Source organism: Plantactinospora sp. ZYX-F-223 (genome assembly GCF_039649625.1).
GTDB lineage: Bacteria > Actinomycetota > Actinomycetes > Mycobacteriales > Micromonosporaceae > Plantactinospora.
This window is the reverse complement of record NZ_JBDJAV010000028.1, coordinates 24,338-44,702: the sequence shown is the minus strand read 5'-3', so window position 1 is coordinate 44,702 and position 20,365 is coordinate 24,338. Positions and strand designations below refer to the sequence as shown.

Annotated in this window: 14 protein-coding genes; 5 read left to right on the top strand and 9 right to left on the bottom strand. The window is 71.5% G+C overall.

Translation table 11 applies throughout. The features are described 5' to 3' along the window. Positions 1-3: 3 nt before the first annotated feature. From AAH979_RS26435 to AAH979_RS26425, 3 genes are all read right to left on the bottom strand, one after another. Complete coding sequence (locus AAH979_RS26435; protein WP_346260828.1) at positions 4-1,131, bottom strand: FG-GAP-like repeat-containing protein; 1,128 nt, start codon at positions 1,129-1,131, stop codon at positions 4-6. Between the two features lie 33 nt (positions 1,132-1,164). Further along, the gene (locus AAH979_RS26430; protein ID WP_346260827.1) at positions 1,165-2,286 is read right to left on the bottom strand and encodes an Ig-like domain-containing protein; all 1,122 of its coding nucleotides are present in this window, start codon (positions 2,284-2,286) and stop codon (positions 1,165-1,167) included. A gap of 140 nt (positions 2,287-2,426) precedes the next feature. After that, the gene (locus tag AAH979_RS26425; protein ID WP_346260826.1) at positions 2,427-3,521 is read right to left on the bottom strand and encodes an Ig-like domain-containing protein; all 1,095 of its coding nucleotides are present in this window, start codon (positions 3,519-3,521) and stop codon (positions 2,427-2,429) included. A 322-nt stretch (positions 3,522-3,843) separates the two neighbouring features. Between AAH979_RS26425 and AAH979_RS26420 the strand changes: the two genes are divergently transcribed. Further along, a complete protein-coding gene (locus AAH979_RS26420; protein ID WP_346260825.1) occupies positions 3,844-4,170 on the top strand; it encodes a hypothetical protein in 327 nt (108 codons plus the stop codon). Positions 4,171-4,253: 83 nt separating this feature from the next. After that, positions 4,254-5,054 carry an alpha/beta hydrolase gene (locus tag AAH979_RS26415; RefSeq protein ID WP_346260824.1) on the top strand — a complete coding sequence of 267 codons (801 nt, stop codon included), beginning with the start codon at positions 4,254-4,256 and terminating at the stop codon, positions 5,052-5,054. 9 nt (positions 5,055-5,063) lie between these two features. On the opposite strand, the gene AAH979_RS26410 is transcribed toward AAH979_RS26415, so the two are convergent. The 6 genes from AAH979_RS26410 to AAH979_RS26385 are packed head-to-tail and all read right to left on the bottom strand — an operon-like array spanning position 5,064 to position 11,634. Beyond that, positions 5,064-6,050, bottom strand: a complete 987-nt coding sequence (locus AAH979_RS26410) for a glycosyltransferase family 2 protein (RefSeq protein ID WP_346260823.1) — start codon at positions 6,048-6,050, stop codon at positions 5,064-5,066. After that, a complete protein-coding gene (locus tag AAH979_RS26405; RefSeq protein WP_346260822.1) occupies positions 6,047-6,913 on the bottom strand; it encodes a glycosyltransferase family 2 protein in 867 nt (288 codons plus the stop codon). Before AAH979_RS26405 ends, AAH979_RS26410 begins: the two co-directional genes overlap by 4 nt. After that, on the bottom strand, positions 6,907-7,758 hold the full coding sequence (locus AAH979_RS26400; RefSeq protein ID WP_346260821.1) for a glycosyltransferase: 852 nt from the start codon (positions 7,756-7,758) through the stop codon (positions 6,907-6,909). Before AAH979_RS26400 ends, AAH979_RS26405 begins: the two co-directional genes overlap by 7 nt. A gap of 58 nt (positions 7,759-7,816) precedes the next feature. After that, positions 7,817-9,223, bottom strand: a complete 1,407-nt coding sequence (locus tag AAH979_RS26395) for an O-antigen ligase family protein (protein WP_346260820.1) — start codon at positions 9,221-9,223, stop codon at positions 7,817-7,819. Positions 9,224-9,276: 53 nt separating this feature from the next. Continuing rightward, positions 9,277-10,338, bottom strand: coding sequence for a hypothetical protein (locus AAH979_RS26390; RefSeq protein WP_346260819.1), 1,062 nt, complete (start codon positions 10,336-10,338; stop codon positions 9,277-9,279). Between the two features lie 42 nt (positions 10,339-10,380). Beyond that, positions 10,381-11,634 carry a glycosyltransferase family 4 protein gene (locus AAH979_RS26385; RefSeq protein WP_346260818.1) on the bottom strand — a complete coding sequence of 418 codons (1,254 nt, stop codon included), beginning with the start codon at positions 11,632-11,634 and terminating at the stop codon, positions 10,381-10,383. A gap of 559 nt (positions 11,635-12,193) precedes the next feature. Here AAH979_RS26385 and AAH979_RS26380 point away from each other — a divergent pair. The 3 genes from AAH979_RS26380 to AAH979_RS26370 all read left to right on the top strand — a co-directional run bounded on the left by AAH979_RS26380 (position 12,194) and on the right by AAH979_RS26370 (position 20,360). Next, positions 12,194-15,091 (top strand): PQQ-dependent sugar dehydrogenase, encoded by a 2,898-nt coding sequence (locus AAH979_RS26380; protein ID WP_346260817.1) that lies wholly within the window; start codon positions 12,194-12,196, stop codon positions 15,089-15,091. 161 nt (positions 15,092-15,252) lie between these two features. Further along, on the top strand, positions 15,253-18,147 hold the full coding sequence (locus tag AAH979_RS26375) for a PQQ-dependent sugar dehydrogenase (protein WP_346260816.1): 2,895 nt from the start codon (positions 15,253-15,255) through the stop codon (positions 18,145-18,147). A gap of 104 nt (positions 18,148-18,251) precedes the next feature. Further along, complete coding sequence (locus tag AAH979_RS26370) at positions 18,252-20,360, top strand: GDSL-type esterase/lipase family protein (protein WP_346260815.1); 2,109 nt, start codon at positions 18,252-18,254, stop codon at positions 20,358-20,360. The last annotated feature ends 5 nt before the right edge of the window (positions 20,361-20,365 follow it).

Sequence of the window (20,365 nt, the reverse complement as noted above, 5' to 3'; positions counted from 1 at the left end):
GGGCTATCCGCTCCACCGGATGTACACGACCGCGCTGCTGCGGCGGGTGCCCTCGGTGAGTTGGTACGTGAACCGGTCGGTCGCGCCATGGTTCGGCCGGGGTGTGTAGATGATCCGCCCACGGCTGATGACCCGGGCGGTCCCGTATCTCGGCTGGACGGTGATGCTGACCTCGGCCTGGCTGGTGGCGAAGTCGTTGTCCCGTACGGTGATCGTCACCGCCCGGTTGCCGGTGAGCCGTACGACGTCGCTGTTCGCCTTCGGCGATCGGACGAAGCGGCCGCCGCCGGTGCCGATGAAGTAGTCCACCGCCCCGGTCAGCCGGGAGATGGTCCGGATGTCCGGGAACCGGTCCCCGTTCACGTTGACCACCCGGGTCGTCCAGGTGTCGATGCCGACCGGATCGCGCTGCAACTCCTGCGGCGTGCCGTCGTCGAGCACCACCGCCACCCCGCTGGCGAAGGTCGCCGAGAGGCAGCGCTCGACGTAGCTGTTCAGCAGGTCGGTCCGGCCGTCCAGGTCGAAGTCCCGTAGGTCGTACTCCAGCGGCCGAGCGCACCATTGCTCAGGGCCGTGCGTCAGCGTGCCGTTGCCGAGGTTGAGGTACGTCTCGATCCCCTGGCCCTGGTCGGTGATCGAGTAGACGTCCTCCCGCCCGTCGCCGTTGAAGTCGGCGGTGCCCAGATAGTAGGGCGCGAAGATCGCCTGGACCAGGCCGAACGACGGCTGGAACGCGGTGTTCAACACCATCAGGTTGTACGGCACGGTCGGCGGCGGGCCCGGATACCAGGCCACCACCAGCTCCTCGGTCCGGTCCGCGTCGAGGTCCACGGCGACGCCGAGTTCGGGGCAGCGGGTGCCCATCCCGGAGCCGCCGGGGCGAAGATAGACGTACGCCACGGGCGGGCGGTAGGCGCCGGACGCGGTGCCGTACTCGACGATCACCGAGCAGTAGTCGGGCTGAACCAGACCGAGGGTGACCAGGTCGGTGAGGCCGTCGCCGTTGACGTCGCCGAGGACCTGCTCGCCCCGGCCGGCGGCCCAGGCCGGATTCGGCGCGGCGCCCACGACAGCGCCCACGGCGGCCACGACCACCATCACCACCACCATCGCGGTGCGTTTGCGCCACATGGTCCCTCCCTGATGCCTCGACGTTCGACCGGATCAGCCCGGGAACCGGATGGTCACGGTGGCGGTGCTCCGCTTTCCCGCCTCGCTGAGCTGGTAGCTGAAGCGGTCGGTGCGGCCGTGGTTTGCCCGGGGGCGGTAGACGATGCGGCGGTCGGACCGGATCTGGGTGGTCCCGTACCGGGGTGGGGTGGTGACGGTGACGTCGGCGTACCGGCTGGCGTGGTCGTTGTGGAGTACGTCGATGGCGAGCGGCCGGATCTCGGTGAGATCGATCCGGTCGGTGTTCGCGTCCGGCGAGGGGACCAGGGTGAAGTCCACCGGGGCCCGGTCGTTGATGAAGTAGTCGACCTCGCCGGTGGCCCGGTCGATGGTCCGGGCATCCGGCCAGCGGTCGTCGTTGGCGTTGACCACCTGCGCGGTCCAGGAGGCCCGCCCGGCCGGATCGAGTTCGAGCTGCTGGACGGCGCCGCTGTGATGGATCCGGACCACACCGCTGCTGCCGGTCGCGCCGGGCTCGCAGCCGTCCGTGTAGCTGACCAGCATGCCGTGCACGCCGTCCCGGTTCCAGTCGGTGAGCTGGACGGTCGGAGCGGTCTCCGAGCAGTAGCTGATCGGGCCGGGTGCGACCGCGGAGCCGTCGACGACCACGTTGATCACTCCGCCCGGCCCCACCCCGTACGGGCTCTCCCGGCCGCCCTCACCGAACCGGCCGGCGCCGATGAACGTCGGGCGGGTGATCGGCGAGGTGTAGAAGGCGCTGGGGACGAAGGCCGGCGGCTGGAGCACCATCCGGCTGAAGTCGACGGTGGCCGGCGGGCCGCCCGTCCAGCCGATGTAGAGCTCGTCGACCGGGTCGTCGTCGACGTTGAGCGCGACGCCGATGTCCGGGCAGTTCGGCGTGCCGCCGCCGTTGGGAGTGAGGTAGGTGTAGGCGACCGGGGGCAGGTAGACGCCGGCCGCGGTGCCGTACTCGACGATGGTCGAACAGAGGTTCGGGGCGATCCGGCCGAGGGTGGCCGAGTCCTGGAGGCCGTCGCCGTTGAAGTCACCGAGCAGTGCCTCGTCGCGCGTCCCGGCCCAGGACTCCGGGCCCGGCAGGGTCAGTGCCGCACTGGTGACCAGGACGGTGGTCAGGGCAAAACACTTGCTCCACATAGTGCTCCCCCTATGTAGTGCTATGGCGGACCAACCCGTATTTGGGACGCTAGACCGAGTTTGCGGGCATTGGCCGGTGCTGACCACGATCCGACACCGGACTGGCATGACGGAACCGCAGCTCAGGGGGTATGTCGTGATCAGCTAGGGAACCGGATGTTCACCGCCGCGCTGCTCCGCTTCTCCTCCCGCCGCAGTTGGTAGCTGAACCGGTCGGTCCGCCCGTGCTCCGGGTCCGGCCGGTAGAGGATGCGCCGGTCCGACAGCACCTGCACGGTGCCGTACCGGGGTGGCACGGTGACCACCACGTCGGTGTCGGCGGCCACGTGGTCGTTGCCGAGTACGTCGATCGCCAGCGGCTTGACGCTGGTCAGGAAGACGGTGTCGGTGTTGGCGTCCGGCCCTTCGACGAAACTGCCGTCGCCGCGCCCGATGAAGTAGCTGATCTCTCCGGTGGCCAGGTTCTCCGTGCGTACATCCGGGAACCGGTCGCCGTTGGCGTCCAGCACCCGCGGCCGCCAGGTGGTCAGGCCCGCCGGATCGAGTTCCAGGTGCCGGGTCGTGCCGTCGTCGAGCACCACGACCACCCCGTTGGCCCCGTCGGCGCACCCGTCGGTGTACGCGAGCACCGCGTCGGCCGCCCGGTCCCCGTCCAGGTTCCGGAGCTGGTAGGCCGGGGCGCCCGCCGAACACCACCGCTCCGGGCCGAGCTGACCCACGCCGTTCACGATCACGTAGGTGGCGAACCCGCCGGCACCCACCGAGTACGCCGTCTGCCGGCCGTCGCCCACGAAGTCGGCGGTACCGAGATAGCTCGGGGTGATCGGCGAGCTGAACGTGAGGATGGTCCGGAGGTTGTTGTCGATCACCAACCGGTTGTAGGTGAGCGAGGGCGGCGGGCCGGCGCTCCAGCCGAGCCAGAGCTCGTCACCGGCGTCGCCGTCGGCGTCGAAGCCCACGCCGATGTCCGGGCAGGAGGTGCCGCGACTGTCGCCGGGCCGGGCGTAGACGGTGGCCACCGGCGGCAGGTAGACGCCTGGGCTGCTGCCGTAACGCACGATGACCGAGCAGAGGTCCGGCTCGACCGAGCCGAGTACCACGACGTCCTGGCGCCCGTCGACGTTGAAGTCGCCGGGGATGGGATCGCCCGGGCCGGCGGCCCGCGCGGGTGATGCCGTGACCGTGGCGGCCAGCAGAGCCATCCCGGCGGTGGTGACGATGCGTCCGGTCCACATAACTCCTCCTGCACCGGATCGATCAGCTATCCGACCGGTCCTATTTGCGAACGTTAACCCCGTTCATGGGCTCGGTGGCGGTGCTGACCGTGATCCGACAGCCTGACCGGTGCGAAAGTATTCGCAGCTCAGAGCCGTTTCGGTGGCCTGCCGTGACGGCCCTCGGGCCGTCCGGTGGCAGCGTGGAGCAGGCGTGTTGATTGGTCACTAACTCGCGCACTTTGAGCGGTTTGTCGCGATGTCGTGCCCCGGCGGTCATGGCCGACCGGGTGGGTGCGGCGGTCCCGGGGCGCGCGCCGGCCCGCGCCGTAGGCTGGGGAACGTGAGTCCGCGTCGCAACCGTCCGCGTCCCGACGACGCCCCGCCGCTGGACCGCACCCGGCTGGAGCGCGGGGTGGGCTCGGTGCAGACCTGGCGGGACGGCGAGTGGCAGGTACGCAACATCCCGGGCAGCGCCGCGACCAAGACGTACCGCTGCCCCGGCTGCGTCCAGGAGATCCGCCCCGGGGTGGCCCACCTGGTCGCCTGGCCGGCCGACGGGCAGGGCGACCTGACCGACCGCCGGCACTGGCACACCGGCTGCTGGCGGGCCCGGGACCGGCGCGGCCCGGGGGTGGAACGCTCGCGCAGCGCCCCCCGCTACGGCTGACCGGGCGCCCGATCCGAGGGATCTTCGTCACGCCGACCCGGGTTCGCTGCCCTCCCCGGGCGGACCGGGTAAGACTGATCCCTGTGAGTACAGCGATCCGCGCCGCCAGCATCCTGCCCGCCCGCCGGGAGGAGATCGAGCTGCACACCGCCGACGGCCTGCGGCTGGTCGGCGAGCTGGCGCTCCCCGCCGACCGGGACCCGGTCGCCACCCTGGTCTGCCTGCACCCGCTGCCCACCCACGGCGGGATGATGGACAGCCACGTGTTCCGCAAGGCCGCCTGGCGGCTGCCCGCGCTGGCCGACCTCGCGGTGCTCCGCTTCAACACCCGGGGCACCAGCAGCGTGCGCGGCACCAGCGAGGGGACCTTCGACGGCGGCGACGCCGAGCGGTACGACGTCGCGGCCGCGATCGAGTACGCCGAGTTCGCCGAGCTGCCGAACATCTGGTTGCTGGGCTGGTCGTTCGGCACCGACCTGACCCTGCGGCACGGCTGCGACCCGGGAATCGTCGGGGCGATCCTGCTCTCTCCGCCACTGCGCAGCAGCACCGAGGCCGACCTGGCCACCTGGGCCGAATCCGGCAAGCCGCTGACCGCGCTGGTTCCCGAGTTCGACGACTACCTGCGGCCGGACGAGGCCCGGCGGCGGTTCGCGGCGGTGCCGCAGGCCGAGGTGGTCGGCGTACCGGGGGCCAAGCACCTCTGGGTCGGCGACGCCGAGACCGTACTCGACGAGGTGGTCCGGCGGGTCAACCCGGCGGTGCCGGTACCGCTGCCGTCGGAGTGGGACGGGCCGATGGAGACCGGCGACGCCAGCGCGTACGCCGACCGCACGGTGGCGGCCTTCGCCGACCTGCCGGTGCCGGGCGAGAAGCGGGCCTGAACCGAGGGCTCAGCCGTCGGTGTCGGTGCTGCCGCGCGGGCCGGGCGGCACCGGCTCGGTGACCTCCACCGGGGGCAGTCCGGCCGCCGGTGGCCAACCGGCCAGCCAGGTGCGGCGCTGCCGCCAGACCTCCCGCCAGTAGCCGGCCCGGCCGGTCAGCCGGGCCGCGGTCGCCCGGGCGGCGATGCCGATCCGCAGCAGTGTCCGGCCCAGCGCCGCCCGGCCGGGTGCCCAGCGCAGCCGCTGGAAGGTGACCTGACCGCGCAGCAGCATCACCCGCTTGCCCGCGCTGGTCGAGGCGGCCCCGCCGACGTGCAGTACCCGGGCCGCCGGCACCAGCACCGGGCGGGCCCCGAGGGCGGTCGCCCGGAGGCAGAGGTCGAGATCCTCGCTGTACATGAAGTAGTCCGGGGTGAAGCCGCCGAGCTGGCTGAAGAGGGACCGCCGGACCAGCAGCAGGCAGCCGGAGGCGGCCGGCACCCGGACCGGCGAGGACCGGTCCAGCCAGGGCAGCGCCTCCCGGTTGAAGAGCCGGGACCGGGGAAACACCTTGGACAGTCCGGTGGCGAAGCAGGTGAGTGTCCAGAGCGAGGGTGGACCGAAGACCGAGTGCCCGTCGTCGCTGCCGTCCGCCCCGAGGGTCCGCCCGGCGTAGATGCCGTGCCCGGGCCGGTCCCGGGTGAAGGCCAGCAGTTCGCCGATGACGTTGCCGACCGGTTCGGTGTCCGGGTTCAACAGCAGCAACCAGTCGCCCCGGGCCCGGGACGCGCCGACGTTGACCGCCCGGCCGAAGCCGACGTTGCGGGCCAGCCGGACCACCCGGGCCTCCGGGAAGGCCGCCGCGACCGCCGCCGCCGACCCGTCGGTCGAGGCGTTGTCGACCACGATCACCTCGTACGGCTCGGCCGGGCAGGCGGTGCGCAGCGTGGCCAGCGCGGTCAGGATCAGCTCACGGGTCTGGTAGGAGACCACGACCACGCTCACCACCGGCGTCACGGCGCCGCTCCGGTCACGCCGTCGGCCTCGGCCGGTCCCGGAGCCCGGCTGGATTCGTCGCGTCCCCACCGGTCACGGACCGCCGGTCGCCGCGCCGCCCCGGCGGCCAGCAGGGTCAGCCCGACGTAGCAGACCCCGGCCGGCAGCAGCCACGGCCGGGGCAGCACCACGTGGACCAGCCAGGAGGTCCGGCGGGCCCGGCGTACCCGGTCGTCGGCGGCGCGCAGGCTGGCGTTGCCGGCCCGGACCCGGCCGAGCCGGCGCAGCAGGTCGGCGGTGCGCCGGGGCGTGGCCACCACGGTCGCCACCTCGGCCACCTCCCGCTTCTCCGCCTCGGTGAACTGCCCGTCCAGGAAGAGGTCGTCGGCGACCACGTCGGGAAACCGGCCGAACCGGGTCCGGCCGGCCGCCGACAGCGCGATCGCGCCCCGGCCGAAGAGCGCGTTCCGGTACGCCGGATGCCGCCCGTTGATCGCGTAGTAGGCGCGTACCAGCAGGGGCCGTCCGGTGGTGTCCAGCCGGCGGCGCGGCGCGGCGGCCAGTATCCCCGGCGCGGCGACCGCGGCGGCCAGCGCACGGGCCCCGGCGGTGTCCAGGGTGATGTCGGCGTCCAGGTAGATCCGGGGAAAGCCGCGTACCGCCTCGTCGCCCGCGTTCAGCGCGGCCGGCTTGCCCGGCTCGGGCAGTTCCCGCACGGTGACCCCGGGCACCGACCGGGCCACCGCCGCCGTGGCGTCGGTGCAGCCGTTCGCCACCACGACCACCTCGAACTCGCCCGGCTCCGCGTCGGCGAGCAGGGTCCGCAGGGTCCGGCCGAGCACCGCCGCCTCGTCGTGCGCGGCCACGACCACGCTCGTCACCATGGCGCCCGCCCGGTCAGGGCGAGCCGGATCCGCCGGGTGGCGTTGCGGCGGCGCAGCCGCCAGCCCTGGTATTCCCGCAGGTCGAGCGGGGCGGCCTGGACCACCCGGGCCGAGTGCCGCATCTGCTGCGTCCACTCCGCCACCGTCGTCACCCCGGTACGCCGGGCCGACAGCGGCCGGCGGGCCATGAAATCGGCGTCGGTGCGATAGATGGTGTGCGGGCTGCGCGGGTCGTCCAGGTGGTCCTCGGGCAGGAACGGGTGGTACCAGCCGTTCAGCCAGCCGAGCCGGGCGGCCCGCAGGCACCAGGCGGTGAACGTCTCGTCGCCGGCCAGCGGGCCGACCTGGGCCAGCGTCTCGCGTTTCATCAGATAGCCGCTGCCCTGCACCCAGTGGTTGCGGAACAGTTGGTGCCCGTTCGGGTAGTCCGCCAGCTTCGCCGCCACCAGCGCCTGGTCGACGTCCTCGGCGGGAAACCGCCAGGTGCCGATCACCCCGAACCCCGGCACGTCCTGGTGGGCCTTGCGCAGGATGGTCAGCCAGTCCGGATCGGGCAGGCAGTCGTCGTCCACCTTGCTCAGGTACGAGCCGGTCGCCTCGGTCCACAGCCAGTTGGTGGGCTCGGTCAGCCCGGCGTTGACCGGGCTCTGCCGGAACCGGTGCACCCGCGGGTGGTGCCGGAGTTCCTCGACCGCCTCCAGCGTCGGCTGGTCGGTGCCGTTGTGCCAGAGCCACACCCGGGCGTCCGCCGGGCAGGTGTCGAGCAGGTGCGGCAGCGACAGCCGGACGTACTCCGGCCGGTCGTACGTGATCATGAGGATGTCGATGCCACCGTCACCGGTCATCAGACCGCTCACCTCCGCTCGGGTTCACGGAGGTGGCCGCTGCCCGCGCCCCGCTCCGTCATGCCTGCGCCGCCGCCGGCACCGGCCCGGCCTCGTCGGGTTGCCGGACCGGCCGGCCCGACTCGATCCGGTTGGTGCGTTCCGCCCTGGTCAGCCGCCACAGTGCCCCGGTCAGGCCGAGCAGCACGTGCACCGTGATGAAGAACGTCGTGAAGTACATCGAGTCGAAGGTGAACCCGGAGACGCCGGCCACCCCGATCGCCACCGCCAGCACCGCGGCCAGGTCGCGGTCCCGGTCCGTACGGGCGAACCGGCGTACCCGGCCGGCGACCACCACTCCGGAGAGGAAGAAGACGGCGAGCCCGGCCACCCCGATGATGCCGCCCTGGACCAGGGTGGTCAGCCACTGGTTGTCCAGCAGTTGGTAGAGCTCCGGCAGGAAGGTGCCGACCCCGCGCCCCAGCCAGGGACGCTCCCGGATGAACGGGGTCACGTAGTCGTAGTCCTCGACCCGGGCCTGCACGCTGGGATCGTTCTCCCCGGCCAGCAGCAACGACTTGATCGCGGCCAGCAGGCCGGGCCGCGCGACCTGGATCAGCGCCGTCAGGAAACAGCCCACCACCAGCACGTTGAAGGTGGTCCGCAGCGGCCAGACCAGGACGAAGAGCAGGATCGCGGCGCCGAGCGCGAGTACCCCGGTGCGGGACAGTGAGATCGGGATGACCGCGGCCTGGAACATCGCCAGCGCGCCATAGATCTGCCGGTCCCGCCGGGTCGACGAGAACCGGGCGAAGTGGATCGCCACCACCAGGCCGATCACCATCAGCACGCTGAACTCGATGTAGTGCCCGGCGGTGCCGGCGACCCGGACCAGCCCGTCGCCGCCCCGGTCCCGGAACCCGACCACCTCCTTGTGGAAGGTCAGCAGCGGCGGCAGCTTCATGTACGTGGTCAGGTCGATCCGGGTCACGAACTGGACCAGCGCGACGAAGGCCATGAAGCTGGCGCCCCAGCAAAACCAGCACAGCACCTTGTCGATGCGTTCCCGGGTCAGCACGCCGTCGGCGGCGGCGAGCAGGATGCCGGCCCCGGCGAGCGCCATCAGCAGGGTCCGTTCGGCACCGTTCGCCTCCAGCACCGGCATCCCGCGGCCCTGCCCGGCGACGTACGACAGGAAGAGGGTGACCAGGTAGATCGCCATCGCCCAGCGCATCGGCTGCTGGCCCCGGGTGACCAGGGTGGGGTGCAGCCGGCTCAGCGCCCACCAGACCAGCAGGCCGAACCCGACCATCAGGCCCGGCTTGCCCAGGTCGCTCAGTGGCGGGAAGACCAGCCGGAAGGGGAGCAGGTAGGCAAGCATGATCGACGCGATGACCGCGGCGGTGGCATCCGGGAAGTGGCGTACGGCGGGGGTGATGCCGTCGTACACCGTGTCGGACCGCCGCGCGGATAGGTAGGTCGGCACGTCGCTCGTCTCGTCCGTGCGCCGTCAGCCGGCGCTCGTGGGCTTCCCGGGGTTCATCGGCCCGGATCGTCCACGACGTTCCGGGCGGTGGTGGTGAGCAGGATCGTCTCCTCGCCCGTGGCCGCGGCAGCCCGTCCGTTGCCGCCCTGCCCGGCCCCCCGGTCGTGCGGCAGGTGCCCACCGGCCCGCTCGTTGACCGCCGAACCCGGGTAGCGCTCGTCGGCGGGCGGTCCGGCGTGCCGGTCGTCGGCCGGGGAGCCGGGGCGGCGGTCGTCGACGGGCTGCGCGGCGACCCCGCCGTCCGGGGCGTATGGGCCGCGCCGGGAGAGGGGTTGGGTAGCCTCGCGGCCGGGACCCGGGGAGACCGGCGCGGCCCGGGCCACCGGGGCCGGCGAGACCGCCCCCGGTCGCGGCGTGCCGACCACCGCCTGGCCGGCATTCACCGCCGGGCCGGCGTTCCAGGCCATCGGGGTACGCGCGTCCCGGCGCTGGCCGAGCAGGGCGCTCGCCCGGCGGCGGGCCACCGCGTCGTAGACCACGGCGCCGACCGCGGCCAGCAGGATGCCGATCGCCGTGATCACGACCTGTGCCCGCAGCACGTTGGACCGGGACTGCACGATGTTCAGCCCGGGGTCCAGCACCTCGGTGGTGATCTGTTCTCCCGGGTTGGGCTTGTACGGCGCCTGCTGCCCGGCGACCTCGTCGTGGATCAGCCGGGTCACCGCCTCAACGGTCTTCCGGGCGCTCTCCTCGCTCGTCGCCGTCACCGCGACGGTCAGGATCGAGCTGCGGGTCACCAGCCCGACCTCGTAGTCGGGGTCGCCGCCGGCCGCCGCGATCCTGGTCCGGGCGTCGTGCGCGGAGGTGGAGATCTGCACGGCCTGGGCCATCGCGTTCTCGCCGATCCGCAGCCACGGGTTGCCCGGCCGGGGTGTCGCGTTCGGCGCCGGGGCCGCCGAGGTGGTCGGCGGGACGAGCAGGATCGCGACCTCGGTCTTGTATTCGGGCTGGATCGCCAGCCCGAACCCGAGAGCCGCGCCGAGCGTCACGACGACGATCGGAGCCGAGACGTACCACCGCCGAAACATGAGCTTCAGCAGGTCGAGAAGGTCCATCGGGCGGCCCTTTCGAAAGGCGCGGAAGTGCTGTACGGATGGTCAGGTCGGCAGACGCGCGGCATCGGCCCCGTTACCGTGTGGAACTTCGTTGTAGTCGCTGAGCGACGGGCGGAGCAATCGATCCCACAGTCGGATGTACGACTTCACCTGGTGGTCCCAGGCGAGTTCATCGACGAACCGCTGTCTCCCGGTCGCACTCATCGCCGCCCGGGTGTGCTCGTCGCTGAGAAGCTGGTCGATGGCCTTGGCGAATTCGTCCGGGCTGCCGGTCTCCACATAGCTCGCCGCCGCCTCGGCGGTACGCCGGGTCTCCAGCAGGTCCACCGCGACCACCGGTACGCCCCGGGCGACGTACTCCACCGTCTTGGCCATCGTGTACATCTCGGCCATCCGGCTCGGCCGGTCCGGCTGGATGGCGATCGAGGCGGAACAGAGCAGCGCGTCGACCTCCTCGGCCTCCAGCCAGCCGGTGAACCGTACGACGTCGTCCACGCCCCGCTCGGCGGCCAGCCGGCGCAGCTCCGGCATGCTCTCGCCGTCCCCGGCGACCACCAGCTCCCAGTCGTCGGTGCCGCGCAGCCCGGCCAGCCGCTCGGCGGCCAGTACGGTGGCTTCGACGTTGTCCTGCGGATTGATCACGCCGACGTAGACCACCTTCTGCCGGGGACCGTCCGCGCCCCGGCCGTCGCCGCGCCGCACCTCCGCCAGGGCCGGACCGTTGCGCACCACCACCACCTTCTCGGGTGGGCAGCCGCCCCGGCGCAGCGCCAACTCCCGGAACGACTCGTTGGTGGCGACCACCGCGGTCGCGGTACGCCAGGAGAGCCGCTCGAAGAGCCGGAGCATCCACAGCACACTCGGTCGGGGTTGACCCGCCTTGCACTCGTAGAGTTCCGGGCTCAGGTCGTGGTGGTCGAAGACGAAGGGCCGGCCCAGAGCCCGCATCAGCAGCCCGACCACCCAGAAGACGTCCGGCGGGTTGCACGCCTGGACGGCGTCCACCCGGGTCCGCAGCATCAGTCCGAGCAGCCGGGTGGTGACGGCGATCAGTGCCCAGGCGAACTCGGCCGCGAAGGAGAGCACCCCCTTGCCCGCCAGCGGTTGGGGGAACGAATAGATCCCGGTGGCGGCGGTGCCGGGCAGCACGGTGAGGCGTCGTGGCCCCCGCGGGCAGATCACCGACGCGCGGTAGCCGGCCGCTTCCAGGGCCTGGCACTCCCGGATTACCCGGCGGTCCCGCTCGGCTGGCAGATTTACCACCACGATGACCACGTGGGGGCGTTGATCGGCCATCTCTAACTCCCATCCGCGCAGCTCGGACGACGTTTTCGATGGAAGGTCGCGGCGTACGCAATTACGCCGCGACCCGAATGAACACGCTTCTCGCACCGGGCGATCCCGTTACCGGCCCGGTGCCTACCAAGACATTGCTCTACCAACCCGGCCCGGGCAAGGACCGCGGATTGGTGGTTGTGTCGAGTTACTTACAAGGTCGCGACCGATCGTACGATTGTTCCTTCACTCGCTCATCCGCGTACTGCGGTGCAAGGGCACGTCACTGAACCTTTTTCAACCTCCCCTTGTGGTCCGTCGTGGCCGCAAGGGGAGGTCGGGGCGCACGCGCCGCGCGGTTCAGGGTGAAAAGGGTTCACTGCCCAGATCAACGCTAATTCGGCGGCATCAGGGACGAACCGTCGGGAGAGCGCGGATTCCGTGATCTTCGTCCGGATTCGCGATTTGTCGCGGCCGGGTGGCGGGTCTTGCGCCGAAAACTACTCTGTGCCGACAAAGGTGAGCCGCCGTTCACGGTCGGGTTCGGAACTGCCGCTCGCCACGCGGAGAGGAGTGGGCCATGCGGCTGCGGCGCGGCTTGCGAACGGGTCTGGTACTGGCGTTGCTGGCGAGCGTCCTGGCGCCGCTGCGCGGAACCCCGGCGTCGGCGGTGACGCTGCCGACCGGGTTCCAGGAGCAGGTGGTGTTCAGTGGGCTGAACCAGCCGACGAACGTCGAGTTCGCCCCGGACGGGCGGGTCTTCGTCGCCGAGAAGGGTGGCCGGATCAAGGTCTACGCGGACCTGGCCGACCCCACCCCGACCGTCTTCGCCGACCTCTCCACCAATGTGCACAACCAGTGGGACCGGGGCTTGCTCGGCCTGGCGCTGCCGCCCGACTTCCCGGCGAGCCCGTGGGTCTACGTGCTCTACACCTACGACGCGCCCCCCGGGCAGAACGCTCCGGTGTGGAACGACACCTGCGGCGACGCCAACAACGGCCGCTGCCTGGTCACCGGCCGGCTCTCCCGGCTGCCGGCCGGCGGCGACGTGATGACCGGCGCCGAGCAGGTGCTGATCTCCGACTGGTGCCAGCAGTACCCCAGCCACTCCGTCGGCGACCTGCGGTTCGGTGCCGACGGCATGCTCTACGCCACGGCCGGCGACGGGGCCAGTTTCAGCGCCGTCGACTACGGCCAGTTGGGCAGCCCGGCCAACCCGTGCGCCGACCCGCCCGGCGGAACGATGAGGCCGCCGACCGCCGAGGGTGGGGCGCTGCGCTCCCAGGACGTCCGCAGCGGCGCCGACCCGACCGGGCTGGACGGCGCGGTGCTGCGGCTCGACCCGGCGACCGGGGCGGCGGCACCGGGCAACCCGGCGATCGGGGCGGCCGACCCGAACACCCGGCGGATCGTCGGGCACGGCACCCGCAACCCGTTCCGGTTCACCATCCGGCCGGGCACCAACGAGATCTGGCTCGGCGACGTCGGCTGGAACACCTGGGAGGAGGTCGACCGGATCGTCGACCCCACAGCGGGGGTCAGCAACTTCGGCTGGCCCTGCTACGAGGGTGCCGGCCGGATGGCCAGCTACGACAACGCCAACCTGAACCTCTGCGAGACGCTCTACGCCGGGGCCGGGCAGACCGCGCCGTACTACGCCTACCACCACGGTACGGCGGTGGTGCCGGGGGAGAACTGCGGGTCGGGCGGAGACGGGATCTCCGGGCTCGCGTTCTATCCGGGAAGCGGCGGCAGCTATCCGGCGGCGTACGCGGGGGCGCTCTTCTTCGCCGACTACTCGCGCGGCTGCATCTGGGCGATGCGCCCGAGTACCCCGGGCGGGCTGCCGGACCCGGCCAACCTGCAGGCCTTCGGGCAGGCCGCCGCCAGCCCGGTCGACCTGGCGGTCGGGCCGGGTGCCGAGCTCTACTACGCCGACCTGGGCGGCGGCACCGTACGACGGATCCGGTACTTCCCGGGCAACCAGCCGCCGACCGCGGTGATCCAGGCGACCCCGACCAGCGGCCCCGCCCCGCTCGACGTGACCTTCGACGGCACCGCGTCGACCGACCCGGACCCGGCCGACGCCGGCCGGCTCAGCTACCAGTGGGACTTCACCAGCGACGGTACGGTCGACGCCAGCACACCGACCGCCACGTTCCGCTATCCGACCGCCGGCAACCACACCGCGAGGCTGACCGTCACCGACACCCTGGGCGTCTCGGCGAGCAGCACCGTGCAGATCCAGCCCGGCAACGCCGCCCCGACCGCCCTGCTGGACAGTCCGGTGGTCGGCACCACCTGGCGGGTCGGGGACACCCTGGGCTTCGCCGGCCGGGCCACCGACCCGCAGCAGGGCAACCTGCCGGCGTCGGCACTGCGCTGGCGGCTGCGGATGCAGCACTGCGAGTCGGTCGGCAACTGCCACACCCACCAGCTCCAGGAGTGGACCGGGGTGGCCTCCGGATCCTTCGTCGCGCCGGACCACGAGTACCCGTCGTACCTGGAACTGGAGTTGACCGCCACCGACGGGCAGGGCCTGTCGAACACCGTGGTACGCCGGCTCGACCCCCGGACCGTCGACCTCACCTTCGCCAGCAACCCGCCCGGGCTGCGGCTGACCGTCGGGGCGACCACCGGGACGGCCCCGTTCACCCGTACGGTCATCGTCGGCTCGACCAACACGGTCAGCGCGCCGAGCCCGCAGACGGTCGGCGGGCTGCCGTACTCCTTCACCGGCTGGTCGGACGGCGGCGCGGCGACGCACGTCGTCACCGCGCCCGCGACGGCGGCCAGCTACACGGCGACGTACGCCGGCGCGGCCGGCTGCGGCACCGCACCGGGCTACACCTGTGGCACCCAGACCGGCCGGGCCTGGATGCCGGCGGAGGCCACGGTGCTGCCGCTGGCCGGTGACGACGCGGTGACCTCGGTGGCGCTGCCGTTCCCGGTGCCGTTCTTCGGGCAGTACCACCGCACCGCCTGGGTCTCCGGAAACGGGTTCGTCTCCTTCACCGACCCGGGCGGGCCGCAGCCGGTCAACACGGTGCTGCCGGCGACCGGCGCGCCGAACGCGGCGCTCTATCCGTTCTGGGACGACCTCTACCAGCGGGCGGACTCCAGCGTCCGCACCGCGGTGACGGGTACCGCACCGAACCGCCGGTTCGTGGTGGAGTGGCGCAACAGCGGAATGTACGGTTCCACCTCCGCGCGGATCAGCTTCGAGGTGGTGATCGCGGAGAACGGTGAGATCGTCTTCAACTACCAGGACCTGAACACCAGCGGGCGGGAGCGGGGCGACTCGGCGACGGTCGGCATCGAGAATCCGACAGGTGCGGTCGCGCTGCCGTACTCGGTCAACCAGCCGGCCCTGGTGAGCGGTACGTCGGTCGTCTTCCGTCCGGACGGTTCGCAACCCTTGGTAGCCGCCAGTGGTCGGCGCAGCCGCCCGCCGATTCCTGACCGACAACCCGGGTAGGGATGTGCGAACGGTTGACCAGGGAAGATGATCGGTCGTTAAGTAGCGGCCGGTCAGTTAACCGCCCTGGTCAACCTCGCGACAGCCCGCTCCGCTACGGAGGGTGATCCTGGAGTGCAGCGGCCGCCGACCGTTCGGCGGTGCCGTGGAGGGAGGTCACCATGTCCCGAGCGGTGCGGCGAATCTGGGCACTGACCCTGGCACCCGTGCTGGGCGTACCGGTCGTGGTCGGGCTGCCCCCGCTGGAGCCCGAACCCGCGGCGGCGATCCCGCCCGGCTTCACCCAGCAGGTGGTCTTCACCGGGCTGACCCGCCCCACCAAACTGGTCTTCGCACCGGACGGCCGGGTCTTCGTCGCGGAGAAGAGCGGCCTCGTCAAGGTCTTCGACAGCCTGGCGGACAACACCGCGACGGTCTTCGCCGACCTGCGCCCGAAGGTGTACGACTACGAGGACCTCGGCCTGATCGGCCTGGCCCTGCCGCCGAACTTCCCCGCCGACCCGTACGTCTACCTCAGCTACACCTACGACGGCGTGGTCGGCGGCGGCGCGCCGACCTACCACGACAGCTGCGCGTTGATCGGGAACTGCCGGGCCAGCGCCCGGGTCTCCCGGCTGCGGGCCGACGGTGACGTGATGATTGGCAGCGAGCAGGTGCTGCTGCACGACTGGTGCCACCAGATCGAGAGCCACTCGATCGGTGACCTCGCGTTCGGCCCGGACGGGGCGCTCTACGTCGCCGGTGGCGACGGGGCGTCGGCGACCTTCACCGACTACGGGCAGGCGGGCAACCCGTCGAACCCGTGCGCGGACCCGCCCGCACCGGCCGGTGCCGCGATGACGCCGCCGAGCGCCGAGGGCGGCGGGCTGCGGTCCCAGGACATCCGTACCCCGGCCGACCCGACCGGGCTCTCCGGCACGCTGATCCGGATCTCGCCGTCGACCGGGGCCGCGCTGCCGGACAACCCGCTGGCGGCGAGCCCCGACCCGAACAACCGGCGGATTCTCGCGTACGGGCTGCGCAACCCGTACCGGTGGACGTTCCGGCCGGGCAGCAGCGAGGTCTGGATCGGTGACGTCGGCTGGCGTACCTGGGAGGAGATCAACCGGGTGGTCGACCCGGCGGTCGGGCCGGTCCGCAACTACGGCTGGCCGTGTTACGAGGGGAACGCGCCGCAGGGCGGCTACAACGCGGCCAACCTGTCGCTCTGCGAGACCCTCTACCCGCAGCCCGCCGGCACGGTCACCTCGCCGTACTACACCTACCAGCACAGCCAGCAGGTGGCGGCCGGTGACGGCTGCCCGACCGGCGGGTCATCCCCGGCCGGGGTGGCGTTCTATCCGGGCGCTGGCGGAAACTACCCGACGGCGTACGCCGGGGCGCTGTTCTTCGCCGACTACTCCCGGGGCTGCATCTGGGCGATGCGGACCGGCGTCAACGGGCTGCCCGACCCGGCCCGGATCGTGCCGTTCGCGATCGCCCCCGGCGTGGTGGACCTGCGGATCGGGCCGGAGAACGACCTGTACTACGTCGACCTGCTCGGTGGCACCGTACGCCGGTTCCACTACAGTTCCGGCAACCAGCCGCCGAACGCCGCCGCCGAGGCGACCCCGACCAGCGGGCCGGCGCCGCTGGACGTCTCCTTCGACGCCGTCGGCTCGACCGACCCGGACCCGGGCGACATCCTCGAATACCAGTGGGACTTCACCAACGACGGCACCGTGGACGCGACCGGGCTGAACGTGACCCACCGGTACCCGTCGGTCGGCACCTACACCGCGCGGTTGCGGGTGGTCGACTTCGCCGGGCTCAGCGACACGGCGACGGTGCAGATCAGGGTCGGTACGAGTGCGCCGGTGCCGGTGATCGAACAGCCGACCGCCGCGCTGCGCTGGGCGACCGGCCAGACGGTCACGTTCAGCGGTGGGGCCACCGACCCGCAGCAGGGTGCGCTGCCGGCCTCGGCGCTGCGCTGGACACTGGTCAACATGCACTGCAGCACACCGGAGAACTGCCACAGCCACCCGGTGCGCGAGGTGGCCGGGGTGGCCTCCGGGACGTTCCTGGCCCCGGACCACGAGTACCCGTCCTATCTGGAGCTGACCCTGACCGCCAGGGACAGCGGCGGGCTGACCGGCAGCACCACGCTCCGGCTGGACCCGAAGACCGTGCAGCTCAAGCTCGCGACCAAGCCCGCCGGGCTGCGGGTCAACCTCAACGGCCGGAGTCTCACCACCCCGAACGCCGGGCAGGTGATCGTCGGTTCGACCAACACCCTCAGCGCGCCCGGGCCGCAGCGGCTCGGTCCGGGTGCGTACACCTTCCAGAACTGGTCGGACGGGGGTGCCGCGACCCATGTGATCACCGCGCCGGCCACCACCACCGCGACCTACACGGCCAACTACGACGGCGCGCCGGGTAGCTGCGCGGACGGCTTCGGCTACGCGTGTACGACACACTCCTTCCGGGCGTACCTGCCGGCCGGTCCGACCGAGCTGCCACTGACCGGGGACAACGACACCGCATCGGTGATGCTGCCGTTCCCGTTCCCGTACTACGGGCAGACCCACTCCAGGGCGTGGGTGGACGTGAACGGCGTACTGTCCTTCGTGGATCCACGTGGCTCCTGGCCGGCGAACCGGGCGCTGCCGTACGCCGGCACACCGAACGCGGCGCTCTATCCGTTCTGGGACGACCTGGTGATGCACCCGGAGTCGCGGGTCCGGACCGCCGTGCTGGGCGCCGCGCCGGACCGGCAGTTCGTGGTCGAGTGGAAGGATGTGGGGTTCTCCGGCGCACCGGCCGCGCGGATCACCTTCCAGGTGGTGCTCTCCGAGTGGGGCCAGATCGTCTTCAACTACACCGCGCTGAACGCCGGACGCGAGTTGGGCAACTCGGCGACGATCGGCATCGAGAACCCGACCGGCACCGACGCGGTGCAGTACTCGGTCAACCAGTTGGTGCTGGCCAACGGCAAGGCGATCGCCTTCACCCCGCCGGCCGCGACCGTCGCGGCGGCGCCAACCGACCAGGAATTCACTCCGTTGCTCGACTGACCACGCTTAGGCAGCTACGTCCCCGGCCGCTGTTGATCTTCCACGTTGCCTCCACACCGGTGTGTTTGGATGCTCTCACTCGTCGATGGTTGGAGGGGTCGGGGATGAACGGCGGGATCTGGCGTCGCACCGGGCTCATCGCGGCATTGGTGCTCGCGATGGTGTTGCCTGCCGGTGGAGTGGCGCTCGCCGCCGCTCCGCTACCCATCATGGTCGTCGGCGACTCGATCACCCAGGGATCGTCGGGCGACATCACCTGGCGCTACCACCTGTACCAGCATCTGCTGAACGCCGGGGTCTCGTTCGACCTCGTCGGTGACCGCACGGACCTCTACAACAACATCACCAACCAGCACGGCGACCAGACCTACGCGTATCCGTTCGACCGGCACCATCACGCGCAGTGGGGACGGCCGGTGACGTCGGAGAAGGACACCATCCAGGCCGCTGTGTCGAGCACCGGAGCGCAGGTCGTCCTGGTCCTGCTCGGCATCAACGACCTGATCTGGTTCTCGCACAGCCCGGCGAGGGTCGCCGACGACATGCGCACCTTCGTCAGCAACGCGCGCGCGGCCAACCCCTCGGTCACCATCGTCATCGGGCACACCCTGTCGCGCTACGACATCTTCCAGAAGGTGTACCTCAACCAGGCCGACACGGCTGACCTCAACGCCCGGTACGACGCCCTTGCGGCGTCGATGTCGACCTCCGCCTCCAGGGTGGTGACCACCACCGACCCGGCCGGCTGGGATCCGGCGGTACACACCTGGGACGGCACGCACCCCAACTCGACCGGTGAGGCGCGGATCGCGGCGGCGTTCGCCAACGCGCTGAACCGCGTCGGCATCGGCCGCAGCTTCACCGGACCGACGAATGTGACGTGGCCGTCGGCCGGTCCGGCGGTGAGCACCACGTCGCTGAACCGGGCGGCCCGGCTCAACTGGTCGGCCACGCCGGGTGCCACCGGCTACCTGATCGAGCAGCGGGTCGTCAAACCGTCGAACGAGTCGACCTTCACCCGGCTGCCGTACCCCGTCGCGGACACCACATGGACCACGGAGGGCCTGGCCGGTGCGCAGGTCGACTACCGTCTCGTGCCGACCAAGGGGCTGATGACCGGCCAGCCGGGCAACCATTCGCGCGCGGTGTTCGGCGGTGTCGCGCCGGGTCATGTAACGCTGAATGGCTCGCCCGGCCCCACCGACAACGATTCTCAGTTGTGGTGGTCCTCTACCGCGGAGGCCACCGGTTACTACATCGAGGTGATCGACCTCGCGCGCAACCCCGCCAGCTGGACCCGGCTGCCCTGGGCGGTTTCCGCGACGTCGTTCAACCCCGGGCTGCTGTACCCCGGAAACTGGTACCGCTGGCGCATCGTGCCGGTCAACGGGTTGTTGGAGGGGCCGGCCTCCGTGCCCATCGAGATACGCACCACCGGCGTGCCGCAGTACACCAGGTTCTTCGCGCTGGGCGACTCCTACTCGGCCGGGATCGGCAACCAGGACTCGAAGGCCGACGCGCAATGCGGAGTCTCGCCCAACACCTGGGCTTACCTGGCCAAGGCACCGTGGGACCCGCAGCCCGAACTGCTCGCCTGCTCCGGTGCCACGACCGTTGACGTGGACCTGTACCAGAAGGGCCTCATTCCGTGGCACGCCCCCGGCCCCACGCTGATCACCATGACGATCGGCGGCAACGACGCCGGGTTCGCGCCGGAGCTGACCAACTGCATCCTGCTTCCGGTGCAGTGCACCCACCGGGAGCCGGCGCTCAACGCGACGGTCGACGCTCTCTACAACCCGCTGCGCCTGCTCTACCGGGACCTCCGGCTGCGGGCGCCGGGCGCCGACATCTTCGTGGCCGGCTATCCGCAGCTTGTCGCGCCAGGTCTGCCCTGCCCGCTCGCCATCAACGCGGCGCTCGACGACGACGAACGGCGGATGATCGTGCGGCTCGGCGTGCGGTTGAACAATGTGATCCAGCAAGCCGCCTTCGACGCCGGCGTGGTGGCGTTCACCGGCGAGGTGATGGCCCGGTTCGCGGGCAACCAGCACGCCGCGTGCGGCAACGATCCGTGGATCAACGACCTCGTCTTCAGCTACCGGGAATCGTCGTTCCACCCGTTCGAGCCCGGGAATCTGGCGTACGCGCTGGCGCTCAACGACCGGCGTGTGCTGGTGAACACCAACGGCGCGGTGCGTCGCGTGCTCTGAGGCAC

Coding starts and splice junctions, on each gene's coding strand:
- AAH979_RS26390 (WP_346260819.1), bottom strand. CDS start 10,338: ATGGACCTTCTCGACCTGCTGAAGCTCATGTTTCGGCGGTGGTACGTC.
- AAH979_RS26370 (WP_346260815.1), top strand. CDS start 18,252: ATGAACGGCGGGATCTGGCGTCGCACCGGGCTCATCGCGGCATTGGTG.
- AAH979_RS26435 (WP_346260828.1), bottom strand. CDS start 1,131: ATGTGGCGCAAACGCACCGCGATGGTGGTGGTGATGGTGGTCGTGGCC.
- AAH979_RS26430 (WP_346260827.1), bottom strand. CDS start 2,286: ATGTGGAGCAAGTGTTTTGCCCTGACCACCGTCCTGGTCACCAGTGCG.
- AAH979_RS26380 (WP_346260817.1), top strand. CDS start 12,194: ATGCGGCTGCGGCGCGGCTTGCGAACGGGTCTGGTACTGGCGTTGCTG.
- AAH979_RS26400 (WP_346260821.1), bottom strand. CDS start 7,758: ATGACCGGTGACGGTGGCATCGACATCCTCATGATCACGTACGACCGG.
- AAH979_RS26405 (WP_346260822.1), bottom strand. CDS start 6,913: ATGGTGACGAGCGTGGTCGTGGCCGCGCACGACGAGGCGGCGGTGCTC.
- AAH979_RS26375 (WP_346260816.1), top strand. CDS start 15,253: ATGTCCCGAGCGGTGCGGCGAATCTGGGCACTGACCCTGGCACCCGTG.
- AAH979_RS26385 (WP_346260818.1), bottom strand. CDS start 11,634: ATGGCCGATCAACGCCCCCACGTGGTCATCGTGGTGGTAAATCTGCCA.
- AAH979_RS26425 (WP_346260826.1), bottom strand. CDS start 3,521: ATGTGGACCGGACGCATCGTCACCACCGCCGGGATGGCTCTGCTGGCC.